This is a genomic window from Cupriavidus sp. FW306-01-F10A, assembly GCF_058782785.1.
Map to the genome: position 1 here is coordinate 521,848 of NZ_JBYSYA010000001.1, position 23,880 is coordinate 545,727.

Consider the following 23,880-nt stretch of genomic DNA (forward strand, 5'->3'; position numbering starts at 1 on the left):
TTCGCTATTGATTAATTTTTCAACGTTTCCTAAGATTGCACTACCCCGTCCGAACACGGCGACCCACGCCGTCAGACATCCATAGAAACGGGGGCGAGACAGCCCGCGCGGCCAGCGCAACGCAGCCATCGTGCCCCGACCGGTGCCGTCTCGCCTCCCCACACAAAGGAAAGACGCCATGTCCAAGGCATTCGCATCGCAGGCCGACCTGGAAGCCAAGCAGGTCACCTTCACCCAGCTGTCGGAAAACGCCTGGGCCTACACCGCCGAGGGCGATCCCAATTCGGGCGTGGTCATCGGCGACGACGGCGTGCTGATCGTCGACACCACCGCTACGCCGGCCATGGCGCAGGACCTGATCGCCCGCATCCGCACCATCACCGACAAGCCCATCAAGTACGTGGTGCTGTCGCACTACCACGCGGTGCGCGTGCTGGGCGCGTCGGCCTACTTCGCCGAAGGCGCGCAGCAGGTCATCGCCAGCCGCGGCACCTACGAGATGATCGTCGAGCGCGGCGAGGCCGACATGAAGTCCGAGATCGAGCGCTTCCCGCGCCTGTTCGCGGGGGTCGAGACCGTGCCCGGCCTGACCTGGCCGACGCTGGTGTTCGAGAAGGAAATCACGCTGTTCCTGGGCAAGCTGGAAGTGCGCATCGCCCACCTGGGCTCGGGCCATACCAAGGGCGACACCGTGGTCTGGCTGCCGCAGCAGAAGGTGCTGTTCTCCGGCGACCTGGTCGAGTACGACGCCGCCTGCTACTGCGGCGACGCCCAGCTGGAAGACTGGCCGGCCACGCTGGACGCGCTGCAGGCACTCAAGCCGGAAAAGCTGGTGCCCGGCCGCGGCCCCGCGCTGACCACGCCGGAGGAAGTGGAGAAGGGTATCGCCTACACCAAGGACTTCGTCACCACGCTGTTCCAGGCCGGCAAGGAAGCCGTGGCCGAGAAGCTCGACCTGAAGGCCGCGATGGCGCACACCCGGCGCGCGATGGACCCCAAGTTTGGCCAGGTCTTTATCTACGAGCACTGCCTGCCCTTCGACGTCTCGCGCGCCTATGACGAGGCCAGCGGTGTCCGCCACCCGCGCATCTGGACGGCCCAGCGCGACAAGGAAATGTGGGCCGCACTGCAGGACTGACCTCCAAAAAGAACAAGTCGGGCAACAAGCTATGGATGGAGACACAGGCATGAGCAGCATCGATTACCAGCGGCTGTCGTTCGAGTACCAGCCCTGCGCCGAGCAACAGAAAGGGGCCGATCCGGCCGCCCACCCGGTCGTCGTGGTCGGCGCCGGGCCGGTCGGCCTGGCCACCGCCATCGACCTGGCGCAGCGCGGCGTGGCCGTGGTGCTGGTGGATGACGACTGCACGCTGTCCACCGGATCGCGCGCAATCTGTTTTTCCAAGCGCACGCTGGATATCTTCGACCGGCTGGGCTGCGGCGAGCGCATGGTCGACAAGGGCGTGCGCTGGCACGTCGGCAGGGTGTTCCTGCGCAACCAGCAGGTCTACAGCTTCGACCTGCTGCCCGAGAGCGGCCACCGCCGCCCGGCCTTCATCAACCTGCAGCAGTACTACCTCGAAGGCTACCTGCTCGAGCGCGCGCAGGCGCTGCCCAATATCGATATCCGCTGGCGCAACAAGGTGGTCGGGCTGCAGCAGCGCGCCACGCCAGAGCCCGGCGTGGTGCTGACCATCGAGACGCCTGAAGGCTGCTACCCGCTGGCGGCACGCTACGTGGTGGCCGCCGACGGTTCGCGCAGCCCGATGCGCAAGCTGCTGGGCCTGGACAGCAAGGGCCGCACCTTCCGCGACCGCTTCCTGATTGCCGACGTGAAGATGGAAGCGGATTTCCCGAGCGAGCGCTGGTTCTGGTTCGACCCGCCCTTCCACCCGAACCAGTCGGTGCTGCTGCACCGCCAGCCGGACAATGTCTGGCGCATCGACTTCCAGCTCGGCTGGGACGCCGACCCGGAGCTGGAGAAAACACCGGAGCGCGTGATCCCGCGGGTGCAGGCGCTGCTGGGCAAGGACGTGAAGTTCGAGCTGGAATGGGTCAGCGTCTATACCTTCTCCTGCCTGCGCATGGACAGCTTCCGCCACGGCAACATCCTGTTCGCCGGCGATGCCGCGCATGGCGTGTCGCCGTTCGGCGCGCGTGGCGCGAACAGCGGCATCCAGGACGCCGAGAACCTGGCCTGGAAGCTGGCCTATGTGCTGCAGGGCCATGCCTGCGACAAGCTGCTGGACACCTACGCCAGCGAGCGCGAATACGCCGCCGACGAGAACCTGCGCAACTCCACCCGTTCCACCGACTTCATCACGCCCAAGAGCGCGGTCAGCCGCGTGTTCCGCGATGCGGTGCTGACCCTGTCCAGGCGCCATGCGTTTGCGCGCACCCTGGTCAACAGCGGGCGGCTGTCGGTGCCCGCGGTGCTGCAGGATTCGCCGCTGAACACCGCTGACGACGCCCAGGACTATGCCTGCAAGCTGGTGCCTGGCGCGGTCTGCTGCGACGCGCCGGTATCCGGCGCGCAGGGCGCGGGCTGGCTGCTGTCGCACCTGGGCGGGGACTTCACGGTGCTGGTGTTCGGCAGCCCTGACGCCATCGATGCGGCCACGCTCGCCGGCCTCGCCGCGCTGAAAGACAGCGGCGTGCCGCTGCAACTGGTCTACGTGACCGACGCCGCGCAGCCGGCGGTGACCTGCACCAATGCCACCGTGCTGCGCGACGACGAGGGCCTGGCCGCCGCGCGCTACGGTGCCACGCCCGGCACCTGCTACCTGGTCCGCCCGGACCAGCATGTCTGCGCCCGCTGGCACCACCCCGACCCGGCCGCGATCCGCGCCGCGCTGGCGCGCGCCACCGGTGCCGATCTGCGCGCCCCGCAGCCCGGCCGCATGGCCGCCTGAGACCGGCCAGACCTCACCGCGGAGACTCCCGTGCCCAATATGCTCAACACCCAACCCAACCTGGCGCGTCCCGACGACTTCTACGAAGCGCTGATCGAGATGCACCGCGACCTCGACGAGGTACAAAGCCAGGCCGCCAATGCGCAGCTGATCCTGCTGCTGGCCAACCATATCGGCGACCACGATGTGCTGCTGGCCGCCATGGCCACCGCGCGCGAAGGCGTGACCGAAATGCCCGCCGCCACGCCAGCCTGACCCGACACAGGCGCGGCACCGCCGCGCCTGTGCTGTTCTTTTCCCGGCACCATCCCGGGCCAACGCGCGCAAGACGCTGCCCACTGGCGGAACCCTCCGGCTGCCCGCCGCCGCAGCCACCACCGTACGGAGACAACGTTCATGAGCCATCCGGTCTCAGGGGATCTTTCGTCCCTATCCAGCCTGACGTCCCCCACCCTGCCTCCCGCAGCACTGGCTGCGCACGATGAAGATGCGCTCTACCGCAAGGTCTGGCTGCGCATCATCCCGTTCCTGTTCGTCTGCTACGTGGTGTCGTTCCTGGACCGCATCAACATCGGCTTCGCCCAGTTGCAGATGAAGCAGGACCTCGGCTTCAGCGACGCCATGTACGGCCTGGGCGCTGCTGTCTTCTACGTCGGCTACGTGCTGTGCGAAGTGCCCAGCAACATGCTGCTGGCGCGCTTTGGCGCGCGGCGCACGTTCACGCGCATCATGGTGCTGTGGGGCCTGGCCTCGGTGGCGATGATGGCCGTCTCCACCCCGGCGCAGTTCTATACGCTGCGCTTCCTGCTGGGCGTGTTCGAAGCCGGCTTCTTCCCCGGCATCGTGCTCTACCTGACCTACTGGTTCCCGGCGCGCCGCCGCGCCGCGGTGATGGCGATCTTCTTTGCCGGCGTGGCGGTGGCGGGTGTGCTGGGCGGGCTGGTGTCCGGCTGGATCATGCGCGACATGGCCGGCGTGCTCGGCCTGCAAGGCTGGAAGTGGATGTTTGCGATCGAGGGCGCGCCCGCGGTGCTGCTGGGCCTGCTGGCCGCGCGCTGCCTGGTGGATGGCCCGCAGCAGGCCGGCTGGCTGACCGACCGCGAGCGCGCCCACCTGGCGCGCGACACCGCCGCGCAAGCACATGCCGGCGGCCATTCGCTGCACGCGTTGCGGCAGGTGCTGCGCAACCCGCGCGTGTACCTGTTCGCGCTTATCTATTTCTCGCTGACCTGTGGTTCGCTGGCGCTGAGCTTCTGGATGCCGCTGATGATCCGCGACTTCGGCATCACCGACGTGATGTCGGTCAGCCTGTATTCGGTGGTCCCCAATGCCGTGGGCGCGGTCGGCCTGCTCCTGATCGCGCGCCATTCCGACCGCACCGGCGAGCGCCACCGCCACTTCCTGCTGTGCACGGCAGGCGGCGCGCTGGCCCTGGCGGCGCTGACCCTGCACCTGCCCAGCCTGGCGCTGATGCTGGCCATCCTGTCGGTGGCCGCGGTGCTGATCTTTGCCGCGCTGCCGGTGTTCTGGTCGCTGCCGCCCAGCTACCTGCCGGGCGCGGGCACGGCCGCCGGCATCGCCTTCATCAGCAGCATCGGCATCACCAGCGGCATCGTCAGCCCGTGGGTGATCGGGCAGATCAAGACCCGGACCGGCAGCCTGGACCATGCGCTCTACCTGCTGGCGGCGCTGCTGCTGGCCAGCGGCCTGGCCATGTGGCTGGGCGTGCCAAGGCAGCCCGCGCGGCCGGCCTGAACCGGGCCGCAGGCATCGTCAAGACCGGAATGTCCGCACCCGCGGGGTGCGGCGTTCAGTGAGATCGGCCGCAGGGGATGACCGAGGCGATTTCCTCGCGCATCACCTCGACCACGTCGTCGATCTCCAGCCCTTCGGCCGTGACCAGCACGTCCTGGCCGCGGCCGATCGCGTAGACCACGCCGCGCCAGCGGCCGGGCTCGACGGCCTCGCACAGGCGAATATTGAATTCGGTGTCCTGATCCTGGCTATACACCGTCACCAGGTCGCCCACCTGGGGAGTGCGCACCGCTTCTCCGTCGAACGCCCGGGCCACCACGGTCACCGGCGACTGCGTCAGCCCCCTGGCAAATCTTGCACGCATGGTCCGCTCCTCTTTTTGCGATCCAAGTCCAGCTTACAAGAGGCCCGACAAATAACCAGGGATTTCCATCGAAAAGTGGAACCCGGTGCCCTTTGCGCCTGTCAGACGGCGCCGGATAGACAGCGCGCACAGATGCGCCACAATGAAAGCATCGATCATCGAGGAGACCCACCATGGGCAGCAACATACACGTCGTACCGCACGACGAAGGCTGGGATGTGATCCACGAGGGTGCGCGCTATGCAGAATCGCACCACGCCACCCAGGAAGAAGCAGTTGCGGCCGGCACCACGAAGGCGCAGAGCGAGCATGTCGAGCTGCTGATCCACGGCCGCGACGGCCAGATCCGCTCGCGCAGCAGTTTCGGCCACGATCCGCGCACCATTCCGGGCTGATCCCGGCCACGGGTCAGGCCCCGCTGAGGACTCCGGCGCTGTTATCCCGGATACCGATGCGACATGCCACACCACCGGGCTGACCCCCGCGCCGCCGCCGCGATTGCGGCCGCGGCGGTTCCGTTGCCGCCCATCGACGACCCGGCGGCAAGCCCGTTCCGCGGTCCGTTTGCCAATGCCACCGGCGTGCTGGCCGATTTGCTGGCCCGACACCGCGTGGTGCTGCTGGGCGAGAGCACGCATGGCACCGCCGAGTTCTATCATGCCCGCGCCGCGCTGACGGCGCACCTGGTGGCCCGGCACGGATTCCGCATCATCGCGGTCGAGGCAGACTGGCCAGATGCCGCGGCAGTCGACCGCCACGTGCGCGGCCGCCCGCCACAGCCGGCCGAATCACCCGGCGCAGCCTTTACACGCTTCCCGGTCTGGATGTGGCGCAACCTGGAGGTGGCGCGCTTTATCCGCTGGCTGCACACGCACAATGAAACCCTGGCGCCTGCGCAGCGCACTGGATTCTTCGGCCTCGATATCTACAGCCTGCGCGCTTCCATGGCTGCAGTGCTGGCCTACCTGGAGGGCGTAGATCCACAGGCCGCCCGAGCGGCGCGCGAGCGCTATGGCTGCCTGGAACCGTGGGGCAGGGATCCGGCGCGCTATGGGCGTGCCGTGCTGCACGGCACGCATGCCGACTGCGAGGATGCCGTCGTCGCACAGTTGCAGGCGCTGCTGGACAAGCGGCTGGCCTATGCCCGGGCGGGCCACGAGGACTTTCTCGATGCCGCGCAGAACGCGCGCCTGGTCGCTTCAGCCGAGCGCTACTACCGCGTGATGTATCACGGCAGCGACGACAGCTGGAACCTGCGCGACACACATATGTTTGAAACCCTGGCGCATCTGCTGCAGGCGCATGGCCCGCAAGCGCGCGCGGTGGTATGGGCGCACAACTCGCATATCGGGGATGCTTCGCAGACCGAGATGGGCGCCAGCCAGGGGCAGCTGAATATCGGCCAGCTGTGCCGCGAGTCCTTCGGCGACGCCGCCGCGCTGGTTGGCTTCAGCACTTACGACGGCACCGTCGCCGCGGCGACATCGTGGGACGGCCCGATGGAAATCAAGCAAGTGCGCCCTGCCCGTGCCGACAGCTACGAGCACCTGTTCCATGCGGCCGGCCATGCGCAAGCCTGGGTCGACCTGCGCGGCCCATCCGGCGCCGCCAACGGCGGCGTGCTGGCCGATGTGCGTCAGCTGCTGATGCCGGCCCGGCAGGAGCGCTTTATCGGGGTGATCTACCGCCCCGAGACCGAACTGCAGAGCCACTATGCGCGCGCCACGCTGCCGCGGCAATTCGATCTGCTGTTGTGGTTCGACCGTACGCGCGCGGTCCCGGCGCTGCCGGCGGAGCCCGCGCCGGGCGCGCCGGAGACCTGGCCTTACGGGCTCTGAAGTGGCCGCCTGGTCGCTTGTACGGAAGCTCATCCGCCGGTGCGGTCCGGCGCAACCTGGATGCGATTGACGATCTCGCGCACGCCGTCACAGCCGCGGACGCAGGCTTCGACTGCATCGCAATCGGCCTGCGCGCCGATCGCGCCGCGCAGCGTCACGCGGCCTTGCGCCACGTCCACGGCCACCTCGCTCACGTCGAGGCCGGCGTCCCACAGGCGCGAGCACAAGGCCGCCTGCAGCGCGATATCCGCTGCAGTCGCGGCATTGCCACGGGGATTGGCTGGGTTCGGGGAACCGGTCATGCGCGCACTCTCCCGTCCGTGGGAACAACGCCTCAGTAGGTACGCATGCCGTGGCCCGGATGCGCTTGCGCTGCGCCAGTGCGCGCCACGTGCAAGTGGTTGACCAGATCCTTCACGCCGAAAACCTCGTCGGCAATATCCTCGATCCGGTACTTCTGCAGCCGGTCCGGCACACTGCCCTCCAGCGTCACCACGCCCTGCTCGACCCGGACTTCGACATCGTTGAGGTCCAGCCGCGCGCTGCGCGAGAGCTGCTCGCACAGGTCTTCGAGAATGCGCTCGTCCGTGCGCTGGTAGTTGCGCGGCCCCACCGGACGCGCCCGCTGCGGCCCGCCCCGGTAGAGATCCATGCGCTCGTTGTAGCCGGTGAACTGGCGGTAAGGATCGGCCTGGCCCCGGGCGCGCGGCGCCGGCGCGTCCGGCGGCAAGCGCTCCGGGCGCCATTCCCAGGCCCCGCGGCGCCCGCCAGACTCGTCCGGGTCCACCGGCTCGTCATAGTCGTAGACCCCGTAGGCGCCCACGTAGTGACTGCGCATATCGGCTTCAGGCACCGCGCTCTCGTGCCATGGCTGGCCGCGCCAGTTGTCTCTGCGATCCATCGTCGTCTCCGCTTGCCCCGATTCGTCAATCAGTCTGCGTCCCGCTACTTCTGCCGCGGCGGCACCAGCCCGCGGTCCGGCGCGCGCAGTTCGCCCTTGCGCAACTGCCGCACCGCGCACGCCAGCGCGCGCGCCACGTTGTCCACTTCGCCCTGCACGCCAGTGTCTTGGTCCAGTGCCACGTGGCTGGTGGCATAGGGCTCGTAGTAGCCGATATACCGGTCCAGCCGCGCCTGCGGGCCCGCGTCGATCAGGCCCATCCAGTCGAGCCAGTCGGCCAGCGCGCGGCGCACGCCCTCGGTGCCGGCCACGTCGCCGTGCACCACCAGCCCGTAGGCGCGCCCGGACAGGTGCTTGGGATAGTCCCAGCCGGACAGCTCCATCGCCTTGGCGCGCACCACGTCCTTGCCATGCGTGCTGGTGGGATCGGGATTGCCGCCGTCGGCACAGACCAGCCGGTCCATCATCAGCTTCAGCGGGCTGGCGGCCTGGTACCAGTACACCGGCGTCACGATCAGCACGCCGTGGCAGGCCGCCCAGCGCGGATAGATTTCATTCATCCAGTCGTTGACCTGGCCCAGCGCATGGTTGGGATAGCAGCTGCACGGCCAGTGGCACAACGGCATTGCCGTCGACACGCACGCCTTGCACGGATGGATGCGCAGGTCGGCATCCGAAGCGAGGAGGCTCAGGTCGAGCAGGTCGACCTCGATGCCGTCCGCCTCCAGCCGTTCCCGTGCGCGCCCGGCCAGGCGCCAGGATTTCGATATCTCGCCCGGGCAGGTGTAGTCGTTGCGCGCCGCGGCGCACACCAGCAGCACGCGCGACGGCGTGGCGGGATCGGCCTGGCGCTCCTGTGCGCTCCGCACGGCCTCGCTGGCGGCACGCCACTCGTCGGAGAGCTCGTAGTCCGGATCGGCATAGCCTGGCCCGGCCTTATGCGTGCGGGGTGCCTTGCGGCCTTCCTGATAGGCATCCCAGGCGATGTGTTCGAGGCGGTCCAGCGCCTCATCCTCCTGCCGGTATGCGGGATCCGCGAAGCGCGCAAGAAAGCGCTGGCGGAACGTGTCGCGCGCCAGGGGGGCGGTCACCTGGCCCTTGCGCACATCTTCCGGGTTGCCGGGATGGCGCGGCGCACGCGGCGCATCCTGCGATGGCCGGGCTGGCTTGGGCGGGTGCTCGGGCATGACGGTCTCCGTACGGGACGCATGTCCCGCAGACATGCAAGATGAGCGCCATCCCCGGGGGGCATGCATTGCGCGCGGCGCCCTGCGTGGCGGCCGGCCGCGCGTGCAATTCATTCGTTGCCTTGTAAGAAATGCGGTCTCGGCCGGCGGCTACGGGCTTGCCTGCGGCGTCCGGTACTGCTGCTGCAGCACGCGAAACAGCTCGTGGCTGACCTGCGCCCCACGGTACTGGCGGCGCACCACGGCGCGCAGGCGCGAGCCCAGCACCTGCGTGCGCAGGGCCCGCGCATAGCGCCGCTGCACGGCGTGCTCGCGCTTGCTGACCTCCTGCAGGATGGACCTGTCCGAGCCGTGCTTGCCGATCGCGCTTCCGGCCGACGCAGCCGGGGCTGCCGTCATGTCGGGCAGCTGCCCCAGGTCAAGCAGGCACGCCTGCAGCTCCCGCGCCGCTTGCGCAAACGCATTGGCGCGGCTGGTGAGCAGCGATTTCAGGTGGGGATTGGCCGCGGCCAGCGCTGCGCCGCGGCAGCCAAGCTCGCCTTCGCGCGATGCCGCGATCAGCGCATTGAGCAACAGGATCTTCTTCTTCGCCATGACACACCTGCCCTGGTCCGCGCGCGGACCCGTGAAGTCACCGATCGGGGCCGGCTGCCGCCGGCGGTTGCTCGCTCGCGCCGGACGTGCGCCGCACACCGGGCTCGTGCAAGGATAGCGGCTCGTTCCGCGCGCCGCCAGTGGCCGCAAGCGCGCGCTGCGAGGCGGGCGGCCACGCCTTGCGGGCCTCGCGCATGCCGCGCAGGTTCATCGCGATCAGCGCCAGCTGCAGGACCACCAGCGCCTTGGCGCCGCCGTGCCAGCCCCAGGCAATCCACAGCACGTTGCTGGCAAGGAAGACCCAGAAGCCGGCGCGCCGGCGCGCGCTCCGGCGTGAGCCGACCAGCCAGGTGGCCACCACCGTCACCACCATCGCAGGCCATTGCGCTGCCTCCAGCCACCAGTCCATGCGCCTCCTTCCGCGGCCTTCCCACCGTGCCGGGAACAACACGCGCTGCCAGAGAGCGGCAAGAAGCGTACCGGCTGGACACCGCGCTCGCATCGGCCCCATTGCCCTGCGCGTTCTTTCCATCGGCACGGGGCGCGCCGGTAGTTTTTACAAGCAGTAAGGCATCGCGCACATGAGATGCCGCGGCGCTTGCCCTTGAGGTGCCTTGGCTGGGCGCGCAATTGGAGACTGGCCGGGCGCGCTGGCACGCACTTCGCATGGCTGTGCCATCCCGCCGGCCGGCCGCAAGGCGCCGGACCGGGATTTTGTTGCTCCGTCGGAGCGAAACACCGGGAGGATTTTGTGCGGATCTGCCAGATCGACCTGACCGGAACGCCCGATGCCGATGAACACGCGCTCCAGCGCGTGGCGGCACTGGGCTTCGACCACGTACTGATCGGCGGCTGGCCGCACCTGCCCGGCGAAGACGCTTTCGCGGCTTGCGCCCGGCACGGGCTGGCCCCGCTGCTCGACATCTCACTGGACCGCTATGCGGTCGACCCCGCCGACGGCAGCGGGCCCGCACCCGACCCTGGCTGGATCGACAGTGCGCTCCCAGCCTTCGCCCCACACGAGACCGACAGCCACATCCCCGGCGCGCGCCTGCGCTGGCATGACCAGCAAGCGGCCGACGCGCTGGTGCTGTGGTGGGCGGCCCGGCTACGCCAGGCCTGGGCGGCAGGCGCGGCGGGCTTCTGCTGCCGTGCGCCGGCACGCGTGCCCGGCAGGCATTGGGCCGCGCTGACCGTTACGCTGCGCAGCGATGCCGTGCCGGCACAGGCGCGCGGTGCGCCATGCTTCCTGGCATGGACGCCGGGGCTGACGCCGGCGCAACTGGATGAGCTGGCGCCCGCCGGCTTCGACGGCGCGTTCTGCTCGCTGCCGTGGTGGGATTTTCGCAGCCCCTGGCTGACCGAGGAAATCGCGCGCCTGCGCCCCTTCGGCCGGGTGCTGGCCGCCCCCGCGCTGACGCCGGCAAGCCATGACGCGCTCAGCGCGCGGCGTGCGCTGTGGACCGCCGCGGCGATCGGCGACGGCATCCTGGTGCCGGCCGGCTTCGAGACCGGCGGCGCGCTGGCACGCGACCCGCTGGCCGCGGATGGCGCCCCGCATCAGGGCGTGCCGTACGACATCACCCACGAGCTGCTGGAAACCAATACCTGGCTGGCTGCGCGCGATCCGGCGCCGGCACTGGCCGTGCGCCTGCTGAGCGGACCCGACGCGCCGCTGACGGTGCTGGCACGGCTGCCGGTGCCGGACGGCGCCTGCCCCGCTCCCGACGCGGCCGGCACCCGTAGCGACCCAGAGGTACCGGACGGTGCCCCCGCCCTGGCAGTGGTGCTCAATCCGGACCCCGCGGCGCCCGGCACGCTGGGCGCCGACCGCGTGCTGAGCGCGCTGCCGCACGCCAGCGCGCACCTGGAATCGTCACTGGGCGGTCCGGGCGGGACGGTCGATGCCAACTATCGGCTCGATGCGCTGGCCAGCATCACGCTGGCGCCGGCCGACATCCGCCTCTATGAAGTGCCACCGGTGCCCCTGACGCGGCCCGGCATGCCGGCAGCCGACGCGCGCGCGCCGCACGGCCATGAAACGCTGGCCGCCACCGGCCTGGGCAGCGTGGTGGCGGCGATGGAGGCCCCGCGCATCGCCATCGAGCACGTCGAACCCGCCTGCAACGAAGGCCGCTTCGCGGTGCGGCGCGTGGTGGGCGAGCGCGTGACCGTCAGTGCCGATATCTGGATGGATGGCCACGACAAGCTTGCCGCCACGGTGTTGTGGCGTGCGCCGGGCGAGACTGACTGGCACCAGGCGCCGATGCAGCCCGTGATCAACGACCGCTGGGAAGGCAGTTTCCCGCTGGTGGCGCTGGGCCGGCATGAATTCACGGTCGAGGCCTGGCGCGACACCTTCGCCAGCTGGCTCGACGAGATCGGCAAGAAGCGCGCGGCCGGCCTCAACGTGGCGCTGGAGATCGAGGAAGGCGCGCGGCTGGTGGCCGATGCGCTGCTGCAGCCTGCCAGGAACGGGAAGCTGGGCAATGGCGGGAAGAACAGCCGGACGGCAACCGCGGACACCGAGCTCTCATCCATCGTCGACGAACTGATCACCGCCGCCGGCGATGACGCTCGCCGGCAGGAGATCCTGCTGTCGCCACGCACCGCGGCCGCGATGCAGGCGGTGATGGCAACCCCGGCGGGGCGCCCGTTTGCCTCGCGGCATCCGGTGGCCATGCCGGTCGAGGCCGATCGCCTGGCCGCGCGCTACGCCAGCTGGTACGAGCTGTTCCCGCGTTCGCAAAGCAACGACGAGACCCGCCACGGCACCTTCGACGATGTCATCGCCAGGCTGCCCGCGATTCGCGCGATGGGCTTCGACGTGCTCTACTTCACGCCGATCCACCCGATCGGCCGCACCCACCGCAAGGGCCGCAATAACAGCCTGCGTGCCGAGCCGGGCGATCACGGCAGCCCCTACGCCATCGGCGGCGCGGAAGGCGGCCACGATGCGCTGCATCCCGAGCTGGGCACCTTCGAAGACTTCCGCCGCCTGCGCGACGCGGCCGCTGCCCATGGCCTGGAGCTGGCGCTCGACTTTGCCATCCAGTGCTCACCCGACCATCCGTGGCTGAGGGACCACCCGGAGTGGTTTGCGCACCGCCCCGACGGTTCACTGCGCTATGCCGAGAACCCGCCCAAGAAGTACGAGGACATCGTCAACGTCGATTTCTACGCCGCGCCGCCCGCGGGCGCCGCGCTATGGCAGGCCCTGCGCGACGTGGTGATGTTCTGGGCCGACCAGGGCGTGCGCATCTTCCGCGTCGACAACCCGCACACCAAGCCGCTGCCGTTCTGGGAGTGGATGATCGCCGACGTGCGCGCGCGCCACCCCGACACCATCTTCCTGGCCGAGGCCTTCACCCGGCCCAAGATGATGGCGCGGCTGGCCAAGCTGGGCTTCAGCCAGTCGTACACGTACTTCACCTGGCGCAATGCCAAGTGGGAGCTGACCGAATACCTGACCGAGCTGACGCAAAGCCCGCTGCGCGACTTCTTCCGGCCGCACTTCTTCGTCAACACCCCTGACATCAACCCCTACTTCCTGCACCAGGGCGGGCGCCCCGCGTTCCTGATCCGCGCGGCGCTGGCCACGCTGCTGTCGGGGCTGTGGGGCATGTACAGCGGCTTCGAGCTGTGCGAGAGCGCGCCCTTTGTGCTGAACGGCAAGGTGCGCGAGGAATACCTCGATTCCGAGAAATACCAGCTGCGCGTGCGCGACTGGCAGCAGCCCGGCAATATCGTTGCGGAGATCTCACGGCTCAACGAGATCCGCGCCGGGCACCCGGCGCTGCAGAACCACCTGGGGCTGCGCTTCTACCATGCCGGCAGCGACGCCGTGCTGTGGTTCGCGCGCTTCATGCCGGGCACCGACTACCTGTTCGGCGACGACGTGCTGCTGGCCGCGATCAACCTGGACCCGCGCACGGCGCACGAGACCGATATCGAAATCCCGTTGTGGGAATGGGGGCTGCCCGACCAGGCCGGCCTGGCGGTGCACGACCTGATGCACGGCCGGCGCTTCGAGCTGCGCGGCAAGCACCAGCGCATCCGGCTCGATCCGGCGCAACTGCCCTTCACGGTCTGGCATGTGCGCCCGCTTGAGCGTCCCGCCCCCCGCCCACCCGCGGCGCCGGCCTCGACCGACCCGCACGGCGCCTGACAGGCATACGTGGAGACACGGATGAAACGCCTTACCGAAACCGGCAGTGCCGCCCTGCTCAACGCCGATCCGCTCTGGTACAAGGACGCGATCATCTACCAGCTCCACATCAAGTCCTTCTACGACGCCAACGGCGACGGCGTGGGCGATTTTGCCGGGTTGCTGGCCAAGCTCGACTACCTGGTCAACCTGGGCGTGGACACGGTCTGGCTGCTGCCGTTCTATCCGTCGCCGCGGCGCGACGACGGCTACGACATCGCCGACTACCGCAACGTCCACCCCGACTACGGCACGCTGGCCGAGGCGCGCCGCTTTATCGCCGCGGCGCACGCGCGCGGGCTGCGCGTGATCACCGAGCTGGTGATCAATCACACCTCCGACCAGCATCCGTGGTTCCAGCGCGCGCGCGCCGCCAAACCCGGCTCGGCGGCGCGGCGCTACTACGTGTGGTCGGACCATGACCAGGCCTACGCCGGCACCCGCATCATCTTCTGTGACACCGAGAAGTCCAACTGGAGCTGGGACCCGGTGGCCGGCGCCTACTTCTGGCACCGCTTCTACTCGCACCAGCCGGACCTGAACTTCGACAACCCGCAGGTGCTCAACGAGGTGCTGTCGGTGATGCGCTACTGGCTCGACATGGGCGTCGACGGGCTGCGCCTGGACGCGGTGCCCTACCTGGTCGAGCGCGAAGGCACCAGCAACGAGAACCTGCCCGAGACCCATGCCGTCATCCGCCATATCCGCGCCCACCTGGACGCGCGCTTCCCCGGCCGCATGCTGCTGGCAGAAGCCAATATGTGGCCCGAGGACGCGCAGCAGTACTTCGGCCTGACCGGCCCGGAGCCGGAAGGCGACGAATGCCACATGGCCTTCCACTTCCCGCTGATGCCGCGCATGTACATGGCAATCGCGCGCGAAGACCGCTTCCCGATCACCGACATCATGCGCCAGACGCCGGAGGTGCCGCCCAACTGCCAGTGGGCCATCTTCCTGCGCAACCATGACGAACTGACGCTGGAGATGGTGACCAGCAGCGAGCGCGACTACCTGTGGGAGGTCTACGCCACGGACCGGCGCGCGCGCATCAACCTGGGCATCCGCCGCCGGCTGGCGCCGCTGATGGAGCGCGACCGCCGCCGCATCGAGCTGATGAACAGCCTGCTGTTCTCGATGCCGGGCACGCCGGTGATCTACTACGGCGACGAGATCGGCATGGGCGACAACATCCACCTGGGCGACCGCGACGGAGTGCGCACGCCGATGCAGTGGTCGCCCGACCGCAACGGCGGCTTCTCGCACGCCGACCCCGAGCGCCTGGTGCTGCCGCCGCTGCAGGGCCCGCTGTATGGCTACGAAGCCGTCAACGTCGAGGCGCAGGCGCGCGACCCGCATTCGCTGCTGAACTGGATGCGGCGCATGCTGGCGCTGCGGCGCAAGCACCGCGCCTTCGGCCGCGGCACGCTGCGCTTCCTGTTTCCGGGCAACCGCAAAATCCTGGCCTACCTGCGCGAATACGAGGACGAGCACATCATGTGCGTGGCAAACCTGTCGCGCGCGCCGCAGGCCGTCGAACTGGACCTGTCCGCCTTCAACGGCCGCGTGCCGGTGGAGATGATGGGCGCCACGCCGTTCCCGGCCATCGGCACGCTGACCTACCTGCTGACGCTGCCGCCTTATGGCTTCTACTGGTTCGTACTCAGTGACGAGGCGCAGCCCCCGTCATGGCACGTGGAAGCACCCGAGCAGATGCCGGACCAGATCACCCTGGTGATGCAGAACACGAGCCGGCCGGAGCTGACCGACGCCTCGCGCCGCATCATGGCCAGCGACGTGCTGCCGCACTACATCAGCCGGCGCCGCTGGTTCGGCGCCAAGCACGAGCGCATCGAGCGCATCGAACCGGCGTACCTGCTGCCATTTGCGCGCGGCAGCAGCGGCGAAGATGTCTACCTGGGCGAGGTCGAGGTGACCCTGCCTGGCCGCACCGAACGCTACCAGCTGCCGCTGGGCATCCTGTGGGACCGCGAGAGCGCCGACAGCGTGTCGCAGCTGGCACATGGACTGTCGATGGCGCGCGTGCGCCAGGGCAGCCGCGTGGGGCTGGCCACCGACGGTTTCGTGGTCGAGCCCTTTGCGCGCGAGGTGGTGCGCGCGCTGCGCAATGACGTGCAGATGCACGCCGGCAACGACATCATCCACTTCCGCGCCGAAGCCGGCCTGGCCGCGCTGGAACTGGAGCGCGACCCGATCGAATACATGTCGGCCGAGCAGTCCAACAGCTCGCTGTCCTACAACAACACCGCCGTGCTCAAGATGGTGCGCCGGGTCTCTGGCGGCATCCACCCCGAGGCCGAGATGACGCGCTACCTGACCGCGCAGGGCTATGCGCACGCGGCGCCGCTGCTGGGCGAGGTGGTGCGCACCGGACCGGATGGCGTGCCGCATACGCTGATGCTGCTGCAGGGCTATGTCCTGAACCAGGGCAATGGCTGGGACTGGACCCTGGACTACCTGGGCCGCGCCATCGATGACGCGCTGCCCTCGCAGGAGAGCGAGGACGAGTTTGCCGAGGCCATGAACGGCTACGCCGCGCTGGCTGGCACGCTCGGCCGCCGGCTGGCCGAGCTCCATGCGGTGCTGGCACGGCCCAGCGGCGACGACGCCTTCGCGCCGCTGCCGGCCACCGCAGGCGATGCGCGCGCGTGGGCCGAGCAAGCCCTGCGTGCGCTGCAGCGCGCGCTGACGCGGCTGGAGTCCGCGCCCGCCACCGTGCCGGGACCGGTGCGCCAGGGCTTCGAGGCCGACGTGCAGACCCTGCTGGCCGCGCGCGACGCGCTGCCCGCGCTGGTCGAACAGCTCGCCGCTGCCGCGCCGGGCAGCCTGCAGACACGCATCCACGGCGACTTCCATCTGGGCCAGGTGCTGATTGCGCAGAACGACACCTACCTGGTCGACTTCGAAGGCGAGCCCGGCCTGCCGCTGGACTGGCGCCGGCGCAAGACCTCGCCGCTGCGCGATGTGGCCGGGCTGCTGCGCTCGCTGGACTACGCCGCGGCCACGGTCGGCACCGACCGCCAGGAGCGCACCCACAGCGAACTGCCGCCGCAGCTGGCCGAACGCCGCGCGGTGCTGCTGGAGCGCTTCCGCAGCACCGCCAGCGAAGCCTTCCTGAACTCCTACCACCTGCACATGCAGGACTCGGGCACACCCTGGGTCGCGCACGGCCAGCTGCAGCCATTGCTGGACCTGTTCCTGCTGGAACGGGCAGCCTATGAGGTCGACTACGAAGCCGCCAACCGCGTGGCGTGGATCGACCTGCCGGTCAGCGGCCTGGCGCGCCTGCTGCGCAAAGTGCTGGCGCCGGGAGACCAGCCATGAGCCCCGCCCATGGCACCCAACCCGGCATGCTGCCGGGCCACGAGCTCGAGGCCCTGCTTGGTGCGCGCCACCATGACCCGTTTGCGGTGCTGGGTCCGCACCCTGACGGCAACGGCACGCTGGTGCGCGCCTGCCTGCCAGGGGCGGCGTCGGTGCAGCTGACCGATGCCGGCGGCACGCCACTGGCGGAGATGGCGCAGCTCCATGGCGGCGGCGTCTTCGCCGCGCGGCTGCCGCGCGAATACAAGGGCAGTGCGCCCGATTACCGGCTGCGCGTGCAATGGTCCGACGGCACCGCGCAGTGCAGCGCCGACCCTTATGCCTTTGGCCTGCTGCTGGGCGAACTGGACCTGCACCTGATCGCCGAGGGCCGCCACTTCGAGCTGGGCGCCTGCCTGGGCGCGCAGTGCCAGCGCGTGGACGGCATCGACGGCGTGCGCTTTGCCGTGTGGGCGCCGAACGCGCAGCGGGTCTCGGTGATCGCTGACTTCAACGGCTGGCACCCGGCGCGGCACCCGATGCGGCTGCGCCACCCCAGCGGCATCTGGGAGCTGTTCATCCCCGCCGCGCTGGGCGCGCAGCCCGGCAGCCGCTACAAGTACGACCTGCTCGACCCGCACGGCACCGAGCTGCCGGACAAGGCCGACCCGCTCGCGCTGGCCACCGAGGCGCCCCCCGCCACCGCCTCGGTGGTGGCCGGACCGGACCAGGGCGCGCCCCCCTTCGCCTGGCATGACGCCGACTGGATGGCGCGCCGCGGCGGCACCGATGCCTATGCCGCGCCGATGTCCGTCTATGAAATCCATGCCCTGTCGTGGCTGCGGGCGGCCAACGACCCGCAACGCGGCTGGGAAATCCTGGCCGAGAGGCTGGTGCCGTACGTGCAGGAACTGGGCTTTACCCATATCGAGCTGCTGCCCATCACCGAGCACCCGTTTGGCGGCTCGTGGGGCTACCAGCCGCTGTCGCTGTATGCTCCCACCGCGCGGCTGGGGCCGCCGCAGGCCTTCGCCGCGTTTATCGACCGCTGCCACCAGGCCGGCATCGGCGTGATCCTGGACTGGGTGCCCGCGCATTTCCCGACCGATCCGCACGGGCTGGCGCGCTTCGACGGCACCGCGCTGTACGAGCACGAGGACCCGCGCGAGGGCTTCCACCAGGACTGGAACACCCTGATCTACAACCTCGGCCGCAACGAGGTGCGCGGCTTCCTGCTGGCCGGCGCGCTGCACTGGCTGGAGCACTTCCACGCCGACGGCCTGCGCGTGGACGCGGTGGCATCCATGCTCTACCGCGACTACAGCCGCGAGCCCGGCCAGTGGGTGCCGAACCGCTTCGGCGGCCGGGAAAACCTGGAAGCCGTCGACTTCCTGCGCGAACTGAACGCCGTGGTCCACGAACGCTGCCCCGGTGCGCTGACCATCGCCGAAGAATCCACCGCCTGGCCCGGCGTGACCGCCAGCGTCGCCAGCGGCGGGCTTGGCTTCGACTTCAAGTGGAACATGGGCTGGATGCACGACACGCTGCATTATCTCGGACACGAGCCCGTCCATCGCGCCTGGCACCACCAGGACATGACCTTCGGGCTGGTCTATGCGTGGTCCGAGGCCTTCGTGCTGCCGCTGTCGCATGACGAGGTGGTGCACGGCAAGGCCTCGATGATCGGCAAGGTGCCCGGCGACGAGTGGCAGCGATTTGCCGGCCTGCGCGCCTACTACGGCTTCATGTGGGCGCACCCGGGCAAGAAGCTGCTGTTCATGGGCGGCGAACTGGCGCAGTGGCAGGAATGGAACCACGATGCCGAGCTTGACTGGGCCTTGCTGGACCACCCCATGCACCGCGGCATGCACACGCTGGTGCGGGACCTGAACCGCCTCTACCGGGAGCTGCCCGCGCTGCATGCGCTGGACCACCGCCCCGAAGGCTTCCAGTGGGTGGTGGGCGACGACAACCATAACAGCGTGTTTGCGTGGCTGCGCCGCGCGGGCCCATACAGCCGCGAAGTGGTGCTGGTGGTGGTCAACATGACCCCGGTGCCGCGCTATGGTTACCGGCTCGGGGTGCCGTATGCCGGCGCCTGGCAGGAATGCCTGAATACCGATGCCGCCGTGTATGGCGGCAGCAATGTCGGCAACAGCGGCGCGGTAGCGGCAGTGGACGTGCCTTCGCACGGGCAGCCGGCTTCGCTCGCGCTGACGCTGCCGCCGCTGGCCACGCTGGTGCTGCGCTTCGATCCGGGTGGCGGCATCCAGGGCGCATCGACATGAGCCGACAGTTCGCGGACCGGCTGCTGCCGGGCAAGCCGTATCCCCTCGGGGCCCACTGGGACGGCCTGGGTGTCAATTTCGCGGTGTTCTCGGCCCATGCCTCGCGCATCGACCTGTGCCTGTTCTCCGACAACGGGCGCAAGGAGCTGGCGCGCCTGCGGCTGCCGGAATGCACCGACGAGATCTGGCACGGCTACCTGCCCGATGCCGCGCTCGGCACCCTGTACGGCTACCGCGCGCACGGCCCCTACGATCCCCCGCACGGCCACCGCTTCAACCCGCACAAGCTGCTGCTGGACCCGTATGCGCGCCAGTTGAGCGGCCCGGTGCGCTGGTCCGATGCGCTGTTCGGCTACCGCCTGCAAAGCGCGCGCGGCGACCTGACTCCGGACCGCCGCGACAGCGCCCCCACCATGCCCAAGGCGGTGGTGGTCGACGAGAGCTTCCACTGGGGCGACGACCGCCCGCCCGCGGTGCCGTGGCCGTCCACCGTCATCTATGAAGCCCACCTGCGGGGCCTGTCGATGCTGCGCGGTGACCTGCTGCCCAACCTGCGCGGTTCCTTCGCCGCGCTGTGCGACCCGCGCTTTATCGACCACCTGGTGCAGCTCGGCATCACCACCGTCGAGCTGCTGCCGGTCCACGCCATCCTGCAGGACCGCTTCCTGCTGGAGCGCGGACTGCGCAACTACTGGGGCTACAACACCATGGCGTACTTCGCGCCGGAGCCCGCCTACCTGGGCACCGGGCAACTGCAGGAGTTCAAGGTGGCGATGCGGCGCCTGCACGCGGCCGGCATCGAAGTGATCCTGGACGTGGTCTACAACCATACCTGCGAGGGCAACGAGCTGGGACCGACGGTGTCGTGGCGCGGGCTGGACAACGCCAGCTACTACCGGCTGGTGCCGGGCGACGAGCGCCACTACATCAACGACACCGGCTGCGGCAATACGCTCAACCTGTCGCATCCGCGCGTGCTGCAGATGGTGATGGACTCGTTGCGCTACTGGGTCCACTGCTACCACGTCGATGGCTTCCGCTTCGACCTGGGCACCACCCTGGGGCGCGAGGGCAACGGTTTCGATGCGGGCTCGGGCTTTTTCGATGCACTGATGCAGGATCCGGTGCTGAGCCGCGTCAAGCTGATCTCCGAGCCGTGGGACCTGGGCCCGGGCGGCTACCAGCTTGGCAACCACCCGCCCGGCTTTGCCGAGTGGAACGACAAGTTCCGCGACGTGGCGCGCCGCTTCTGGCGCGGCGACGCCGGCCACCGCGGCGAGCTGGCGGCGCGGCTGGCGGCCTCGGCCGACCTCTTCGACCGCCGCCACCGGCGCCCCTGGGCCAGCATCAACTTCATCACCGCGCACGACGGCTTCACGCTGGCCGACCTGGTCAGCTACAGCAGCAAGCACAACGAGGCCAACGGCGAAGACAACCGCGACGGCACCGACGACAACGCCAGCGCCAACTGGAGCCCCGACGGCAGCATCGAAGGCCCCACCGACGACCCCGCCATCCTGGCCTGCCGCGCGCGCGTGGCGCAGGCACTGATGGCCACGCTGCTGCTGTCGCAGGGCACGCCGATGCTGACCGCCGGCGATGAATGGGGCCGCAGCCAGCAAGGCAACAACAACGCCTACTGCCAGGACGACGAGATCTCGTGGCTGGACTGGAAGCAGGCCCAGACCCCCGGCGCGCAGCCGCTGCAGCACATGGTGCGCCGCCTGCTGGCCCTGCGCCGGCGGCTGCACTCCCTGGCCGGCGACCGCTTCGCGCACGGGCGCGAGGAACCGGCGCAGGGCATTGCCGATATTGCCTGGTTCGATACCGACGGCAAGCCGCCCACCCCCGAGGAATGGGCCGACCCGGAGACCCGCACGCTCGCGCTGCGCCGCGCGGCCGCGCCGCCCCAACCGGAGCGCGCGCAGCTGGGCTCGCTGGCGCAGGACGAAGAGAGCGATGCCGGCGCCGTGCAGGTAACCTTGCTGCTGCTCAACGCCGGCGATGCCGAGGCCTCCTTCCTGCTGCCCGGGCCCGCACTGGCCTGGACACTGCTGTTCGACAGCAGCCGGCCCGACGCCACCGAGGCCGAACTCGCGGGCGAGGCAGTCGCCGACAGCCAGGCGGTGGCGGGCCACTCCCTGGTGCTGCTAGCGGCCCAGGCCCGCAGCCGCCAGAGCGCGCCCCAGGAAAGCCCGCCGCTGGGCGCGCCGCAGGAGGCACAGGCATGAGCCGGCGCGCCACCCGCCACGACACGCCCACGCCGCTGCATGCGCTGGCACTGCGCGCGGGCCTGCTGCCCCGGTGGACGGATGCCTGGAACCAGCCCCAGACTGTGTCCGACGCCGCACTGCGGCGCGTGCTGGACGGCCTGGGCCTGCCTTGCGCCACCACTGGCCAGTGCGAAGCGTCGCGCGCATGGCTTGCCTCCGATGACGCAGCGCATGCACTGCCGCCGCTGGTCACCGCCGAGCGCGGCAAGCCGGTGGCGGTGCCGTGGCCACATACCCTGCCGCAGCGGTCCTACCGGCTGACGCTGGAAGACGGCGCCATTGTCACCGGCACCGCGGTGCGTGGCAACGACGGCAGCGCGCGCGACAGCGACGGCACCATGCTGCTGCCCGCCATCGACGTATGCGGCTACCACCGCCTGGAACTCGGCGATGCGCACACCGTGCTGGCGATCGCGCCGCCGCGCTGCTACGGCGTTGCCGATGCGCTGCGGCACGCCGGCCGCGCGGGCGAACTGACCCGGCCCTGGGGCCTGGCAGTGCAGCTCTACGGCCTGCGCCGCGGCGCGCCCTGCGGCCTGGGCGACCTGAGCGCGCTGACCCAGTGCTGCATCAGCGCGGCCGGCGCCAGCGCCGACGCCGTCGCCATCAACCCGCTGCACGCCGGCTTTGCCGCGCTGCCCGAGCGCTATAGCCCGTATGCGCCGTCCAGCCGCCTGTTCCTGAATCCGCTCTATGCCGACCCCGCCGTGCAATTCGGGCAGGCCGCGGTAGACTGGGCCGTCGCCGCGCTCGGCGCGGGCGCGTCGCTGCAAGCGCTGGAAGCCCGCAGCGAGATCGACTGGGTCAAGCTGACGCCGCTGCGCTACGCCATCCTGCGGTGGCTATGGGAGCGCAGCGATGCGCTGCTGCCGCGCGCGGCGCTCGATGACTGCGCCGCCTTTCGCGCGCGCGGCGGCACCGCCTTGCACGCGCACGCCTGCTACGAGGCGATCCAGGCCCAGCGCCTGGCCGACAGCGCCAACGGCATGAACCACAACCCCGCGCCTGACTGGCGCTGCTGGCCGGTGACGCTGCGCGCGCCCGGCGATGCCGCCGTGGCGGCCTTTGCACAGGCCCATGCCGATGAGGTCGCCTACCACGCTTTCCTGCAATGGATTACGGCCGACGGCATGGCACGCGCGCAGCGTGCGGCGCGCGGCGCGGGCATGGCGGTCGGCATCGTCTCCGACCTGGCGGTGGGGGCCGACCCTGGCGGCAGCCAGGCCTGGACGCGGCAACAGGAAATCCTGGCGGGCTTCCATGCCGGCGCACCGCCGGACCTGTACAACCCGCTCGGGCAGGACTGGGGCGTGGCGGTGTTCTCGCCGCGCGGGCTGCGCCGCCGCGGCTACGCGGCCTTCCTGGAGATGCTGCGCGCCAACCTGGCCCATGCCGGCGGGCTGCGCATCGACCATGTGCTGGGCCTGGCACGCATGTGGCTGGTGCCTGCCGGTGCCCCGGCCAGTGAAGGCGCCTACCTGCGCTATCCGCTGCAGGACATGTTGCGGCTGGTGGCGCTGGAATCATGGCGGCACCGCGCCATCATCATTGGCGAAAACCTGGGCACGGTGCCGCCGGAGCTGAATGCGGCGCTGTCGGCCCGTGGCGTGCTGGGCATCGATGTGCTGTGGTTCCAGCGCGAAGAAAGCGCGCCAGTGGATGCGGCCGAGGCAGCTCAGCGGGTGCCCGCCCCGGCGCCCGGCACCGTGCCGGCCTTCCTGCCTCCCGCAGCCTGGCCGCCCGATGCCATCGCCACCACCTCGACCCACGACCTCCCCACAGTCACCGGCTGGTGGGCCGGCCGCGACCTTGCGTGGCGCGACCGGCTGCACCTGCTGGCGCCCGGCGAAACCCTCGCAGCGATGCAGGCCGGCCGTGCGCGCGAGCGCGGCGCGCTCTGGCAGGCGCTGTGCGCAGCGGGGCTGTGCAGCGGCGCCGTGCCGGGCCCCGCCCAGGCCCCGCTCGATGCCGTGCTGGCGTGGCTCGGCACCGCGCGTACCGCCCTGCGCCTGGTGCCGCTGGAAGACCTGCTGGGCGAAGCCGAGCAGCCCAACCTGCCCGGCACCACCAGCGTCCATCCCAACTGGCAGCGCCGGCTCGATGCCGATGTACGTGCGCTGTTCGATACCCCGGCGGTGCAGGCGCGAGCCGACGCCTTGCGCGGCGGCCGCCACGGCGCACGCCATCCGCCGCCACGCGCGTAGCCACAGGTCGCCCGCAAAATGTGCCGCTTGCACGAC

General features: G+C 70.0%; 17 protein-coding genes. 11 read left to right on the forward strand and 6 right to left on the reverse strand.

Annotation, left to right across the window (positions count from 1 at the left end):
- Positions 1-178 precede the first annotated feature (178 nt).
- From AC3WLF_RS02385 to AC3WLF_RS02400, 4 genes are all read left to right on the forward strand, one after another.
- The gene (locus AC3WLF_RS02385) at positions 179-1,138 is read left to right on the forward strand and encodes an MBL fold metallo-hydrolase (RefSeq protein WP_492316904.1); all 960 of its coding nucleotides are present in this window, start codon (positions 179-181) and stop codon (positions 1,136-1,138) included.
- A 49-nt stretch (positions 1,139-1,187) separates the two neighbouring features.
- On the forward strand, positions 1,188-2,912 hold the full coding sequence (locus AC3WLF_RS02390; protein ID WP_492340428.1) for an FAD-dependent oxidoreductase: 1,725 nt from the start codon (positions 1,188-1,190) through the stop codon (positions 2,910-2,912).
- 30 nt (positions 2,913-2,942) lie between these two features.
- Entirely contained in the window at positions 2,943-3,167 is a 225-nt protein-coding gene (locus AC3WLF_RS02395) for a DUF2783 domain-containing protein (RefSeq protein ID WP_492316902.1), read from the forward strand.
- Between the two features lie 141 nt (positions 3,168-3,308).
- A complete protein-coding gene (locus AC3WLF_RS02400; protein ID WP_492357767.1) occupies positions 3,309-4,667 on the forward strand; it encodes an MFS transporter in 1,359 nt (452 codons plus the stop codon).
- A gap of 55 nt (positions 4,668-4,722) precedes the next feature.
- Here the strand turns inward: AC3WLF_RS02400 and AC3WLF_RS02405 are convergent, their stop codons facing one another.
- Positions 4,723-5,031 carry a hypothetical protein gene (locus tag AC3WLF_RS02405; RefSeq protein ID WP_010814535.1) on the reverse strand — a complete coding sequence of 103 codons (309 nt, stop codon included), beginning with the start codon at positions 5,029-5,031 and terminating at the stop codon, positions 4,723-4,725.
- A gap of 173 nt (positions 5,032-5,204) precedes the next feature.
- On the opposite strand from AC3WLF_RS02405, the gene AC3WLF_RS02410 reads away from it, so the two are divergent.
- Positions 5,205-5,426 (forward strand): DUF2188 domain-containing protein, encoded by a 222-nt coding sequence (locus tag AC3WLF_RS02410; protein WP_010814536.1) that lies wholly within the window; start codon positions 5,205-5,207, stop codon positions 5,424-5,426.
- A 63-nt stretch (positions 5,427-5,489) separates the two neighbouring features.
- Positions 5,490-6,869 carry an erythromycin esterase family protein gene (locus AC3WLF_RS02415; RefSeq protein WP_492316900.1) on the forward strand — a complete coding sequence of 460 codons (1,380 nt, stop codon included), beginning with the start codon at positions 5,490-5,492 and terminating at the stop codon, positions 6,867-6,869.
- A gap of 29 nt (positions 6,870-6,898) precedes the next feature.
- Here the strand turns inward: AC3WLF_RS02415 and AC3WLF_RS02420 are convergent, their stop codons facing one another.
- The 5 genes from AC3WLF_RS02420 to AC3WLF_RS02440 all read right to left on the reverse strand — a co-directional run bounded on the left by AC3WLF_RS02420 (position 6,899) and on the right by AC3WLF_RS02440 (position 9,960).
- Complete coding sequence (locus AC3WLF_RS02420) at positions 6,899-7,171, reverse strand: BON domain-containing protein (protein ID WP_492316899.1); 273 nt, start codon at positions 7,169-7,171, stop codon at positions 6,899-6,901.
- Between the two features lie 32 nt (positions 7,172-7,203).
- On the reverse strand, positions 7,204-7,770 hold the full coding sequence (locus AC3WLF_RS02425; RefSeq protein WP_492316898.1) for a BON domain-containing protein: 567 nt from the start codon (positions 7,768-7,770) through the stop codon (positions 7,204-7,206).
- Between the two features lie 44 nt (positions 7,771-7,814).
- Positions 7,815-8,957 (reverse strand): flavodoxin family protein, encoded by a 1,143-nt coding sequence (locus AC3WLF_RS02430; RefSeq protein WP_492316897.1) that lies wholly within the window; start codon positions 8,955-8,957, stop codon positions 7,815-7,817.
- A 150-nt stretch (positions 8,958-9,107) separates the two neighbouring features.
- Positions 9,108-9,551: a PA2169 family four-helix-bundle protein gene (locus AC3WLF_RS02435; RefSeq protein WP_492357768.1), complete on the reverse strand. Its 444-nt coding sequence runs from the start codon at positions 9,549-9,551 to the stop codon at positions 9,108-9,110.
- Between the two features lie 37 nt (positions 9,552-9,588).
- The gene (locus AC3WLF_RS02440) at positions 9,589-9,960 is read right to left on the reverse strand and encodes a hypothetical protein (RefSeq protein ID WP_492316895.1); all 372 of its coding nucleotides are present in this window, start codon (positions 9,958-9,960) and stop codon (positions 9,589-9,591) included.
- A 342-nt stretch (positions 9,961-10,302) separates the two neighbouring features.
- On the opposite strand from AC3WLF_RS02440, the gene AC3WLF_RS02445 reads away from it, so the two are divergent.
- Genes AC3WLF_RS02445 through malQ form a run of 5 tightly spaced genes read left to right on the forward strand, consistent with a single transcriptional unit; the run spans position 10,303 to position 23,844 of the window.
- Positions 10,303-13,719, forward strand: a complete 3,417-nt coding sequence (locus AC3WLF_RS02445) for a maltotransferase domain-containing protein (protein ID WP_492357769.1) — start codon at positions 10,303-10,305, stop codon at positions 13,717-13,719.
- Between the two features lie 21 nt (positions 13,720-13,740).
- Complete coding sequence (gene treS / locus AC3WLF_RS02450) at positions 13,741-17,100, forward strand: maltose alpha-D-glucosyltransferase (protein ID WP_492357770.1); 3,360 nt, start codon at positions 13,741-13,743, stop codon at positions 17,098-17,100.
- Entirely contained in the window at positions 17,097-19,367 is a 2,271-nt protein-coding gene (gene glgB / locus AC3WLF_RS02455; RefSeq protein ID WP_492355727.1) for a 1,4-alpha-glucan branching protein GlgB, read from the forward strand. Before treS ends, glgB begins: the two co-directional genes overlap by 4 nt.
- Complete coding sequence (gene glgX / locus AC3WLF_RS02460) at positions 19,364-21,598, forward strand: glycogen debranching protein GlgX (RefSeq protein ID WP_492357771.1); 2,235 nt, start codon at positions 19,364-19,366, stop codon at positions 21,596-21,598. Before glgB ends, glgX begins: the two co-directional genes overlap by 4 nt.
- Complete coding sequence (gene malQ, locus AC3WLF_RS02465; RefSeq protein ID WP_492357772.1) at positions 21,595-23,844, forward strand: 4-alpha-glucanotransferase; 2,250 nt, start codon at positions 21,595-21,597, stop codon at positions 23,842-23,844. Before glgX ends, malQ begins: the two co-directional genes overlap by 4 nt.
- Positions 23,845-23,880: the final 36 nt, after the last annotated feature.

Excerpts from the sequence above, each read along its gene's own strand:
- AC3WLF_RS02385 (WP_492316904.1), top strand. The coding sequence starts at position 179 with ATGTCCAAGGCATTCGCATCGCAGGCCGACCTGGAAGCCAAGCAGGTC.
- AC3WLF_RS02390 (WP_492340428.1), top strand. The coding sequence starts at position 1,188 with ATGAGCAGCATCGATTACCAGCGGCTGTCGTTCGAGTACCAGCCCTGC.
- AC3WLF_RS02400 (WP_492357767.1), top strand. The coding sequence starts at position 3,309 with ATGAGCCATCCGGTCTCAGGGGATCTTTCGTCCCTATCCAGCCTGACG.
- AC3WLF_RS02405 (WP_010814535.1), bottom strand. The coding sequence starts at position 5,031 with ATGCGTGCAAGATTTGCCAGGGGGCTGACGCAGTCGCCGGTGACCGTG.
- AC3WLF_RS02410 (WP_010814536.1), top strand. The coding sequence starts at position 5,205 with ATGGGCAGCAACATACACGTCGTACCGCACGACGAAGGCTGGGATGTG.
- AC3WLF_RS02415 (WP_492316900.1), top strand. The coding sequence starts at position 5,490 with ATGCCACACCACCGGGCTGACCCCCGCGCCGCCGCCGCGATTGCGGCC.
- AC3WLF_RS02420 (WP_492316899.1), bottom strand. The coding sequence starts at position 7,171 with ATGACCGGTTCCCCGAACCCAGCCAATCCCCGTGGCAATGCCGCGACT.
- AC3WLF_RS02425 (WP_492316898.1), bottom strand. The coding sequence starts at position 7,770 with ATGGATCGCAGAGACAACTGGCGCGGCCAGCCATGGCACGAGAGCGCG.
- AC3WLF_RS02430 (WP_492316897.1), bottom strand. The coding sequence starts at position 8,957 with ATGCCCGAGCACCCGCCCAAGCCAGCCCGGCCATCGCAGGATGCGCCG.
- AC3WLF_RS02435 (WP_492357768.1), bottom strand. The coding sequence starts at position 9,551 with ATGGCGAAGAAGAAGATCCTGTTGCTCAATGCGCTGATCGCGGCATCG.
- AC3WLF_RS02440 (WP_492316895.1), bottom strand. The coding sequence starts at position 9,960 with ATGGACTGGTGGCTGGAGGCAGCGCAATGGCCTGCGATGGTGGTGACG.
- treS (WP_492357770.1), top strand. The coding sequence starts at position 13,741 with ATGAAACGCCTTACCGAAACCGGCAGTGCCGCCCTGCTCAACGCCGAT.
- glgB (WP_492355727.1), top strand. The coding sequence starts at position 17,097 with ATGAGCCCCGCCCATGGCACCCAACCCGGCATGCTGCCGGGCCACGAG.
- glgX (WP_492357771.1), top strand. The coding sequence starts at position 19,364 with ATGAGCCGACAGTTCGCGGACCGGCTGCTGCCGGGCAAGCCGTATCCC.
- malQ (WP_492357772.1), top strand. The coding sequence starts at position 21,595 with ATGAGCCGGCGCGCCACCCGCCACGACACGCCCACGCCGCTGCATGCG.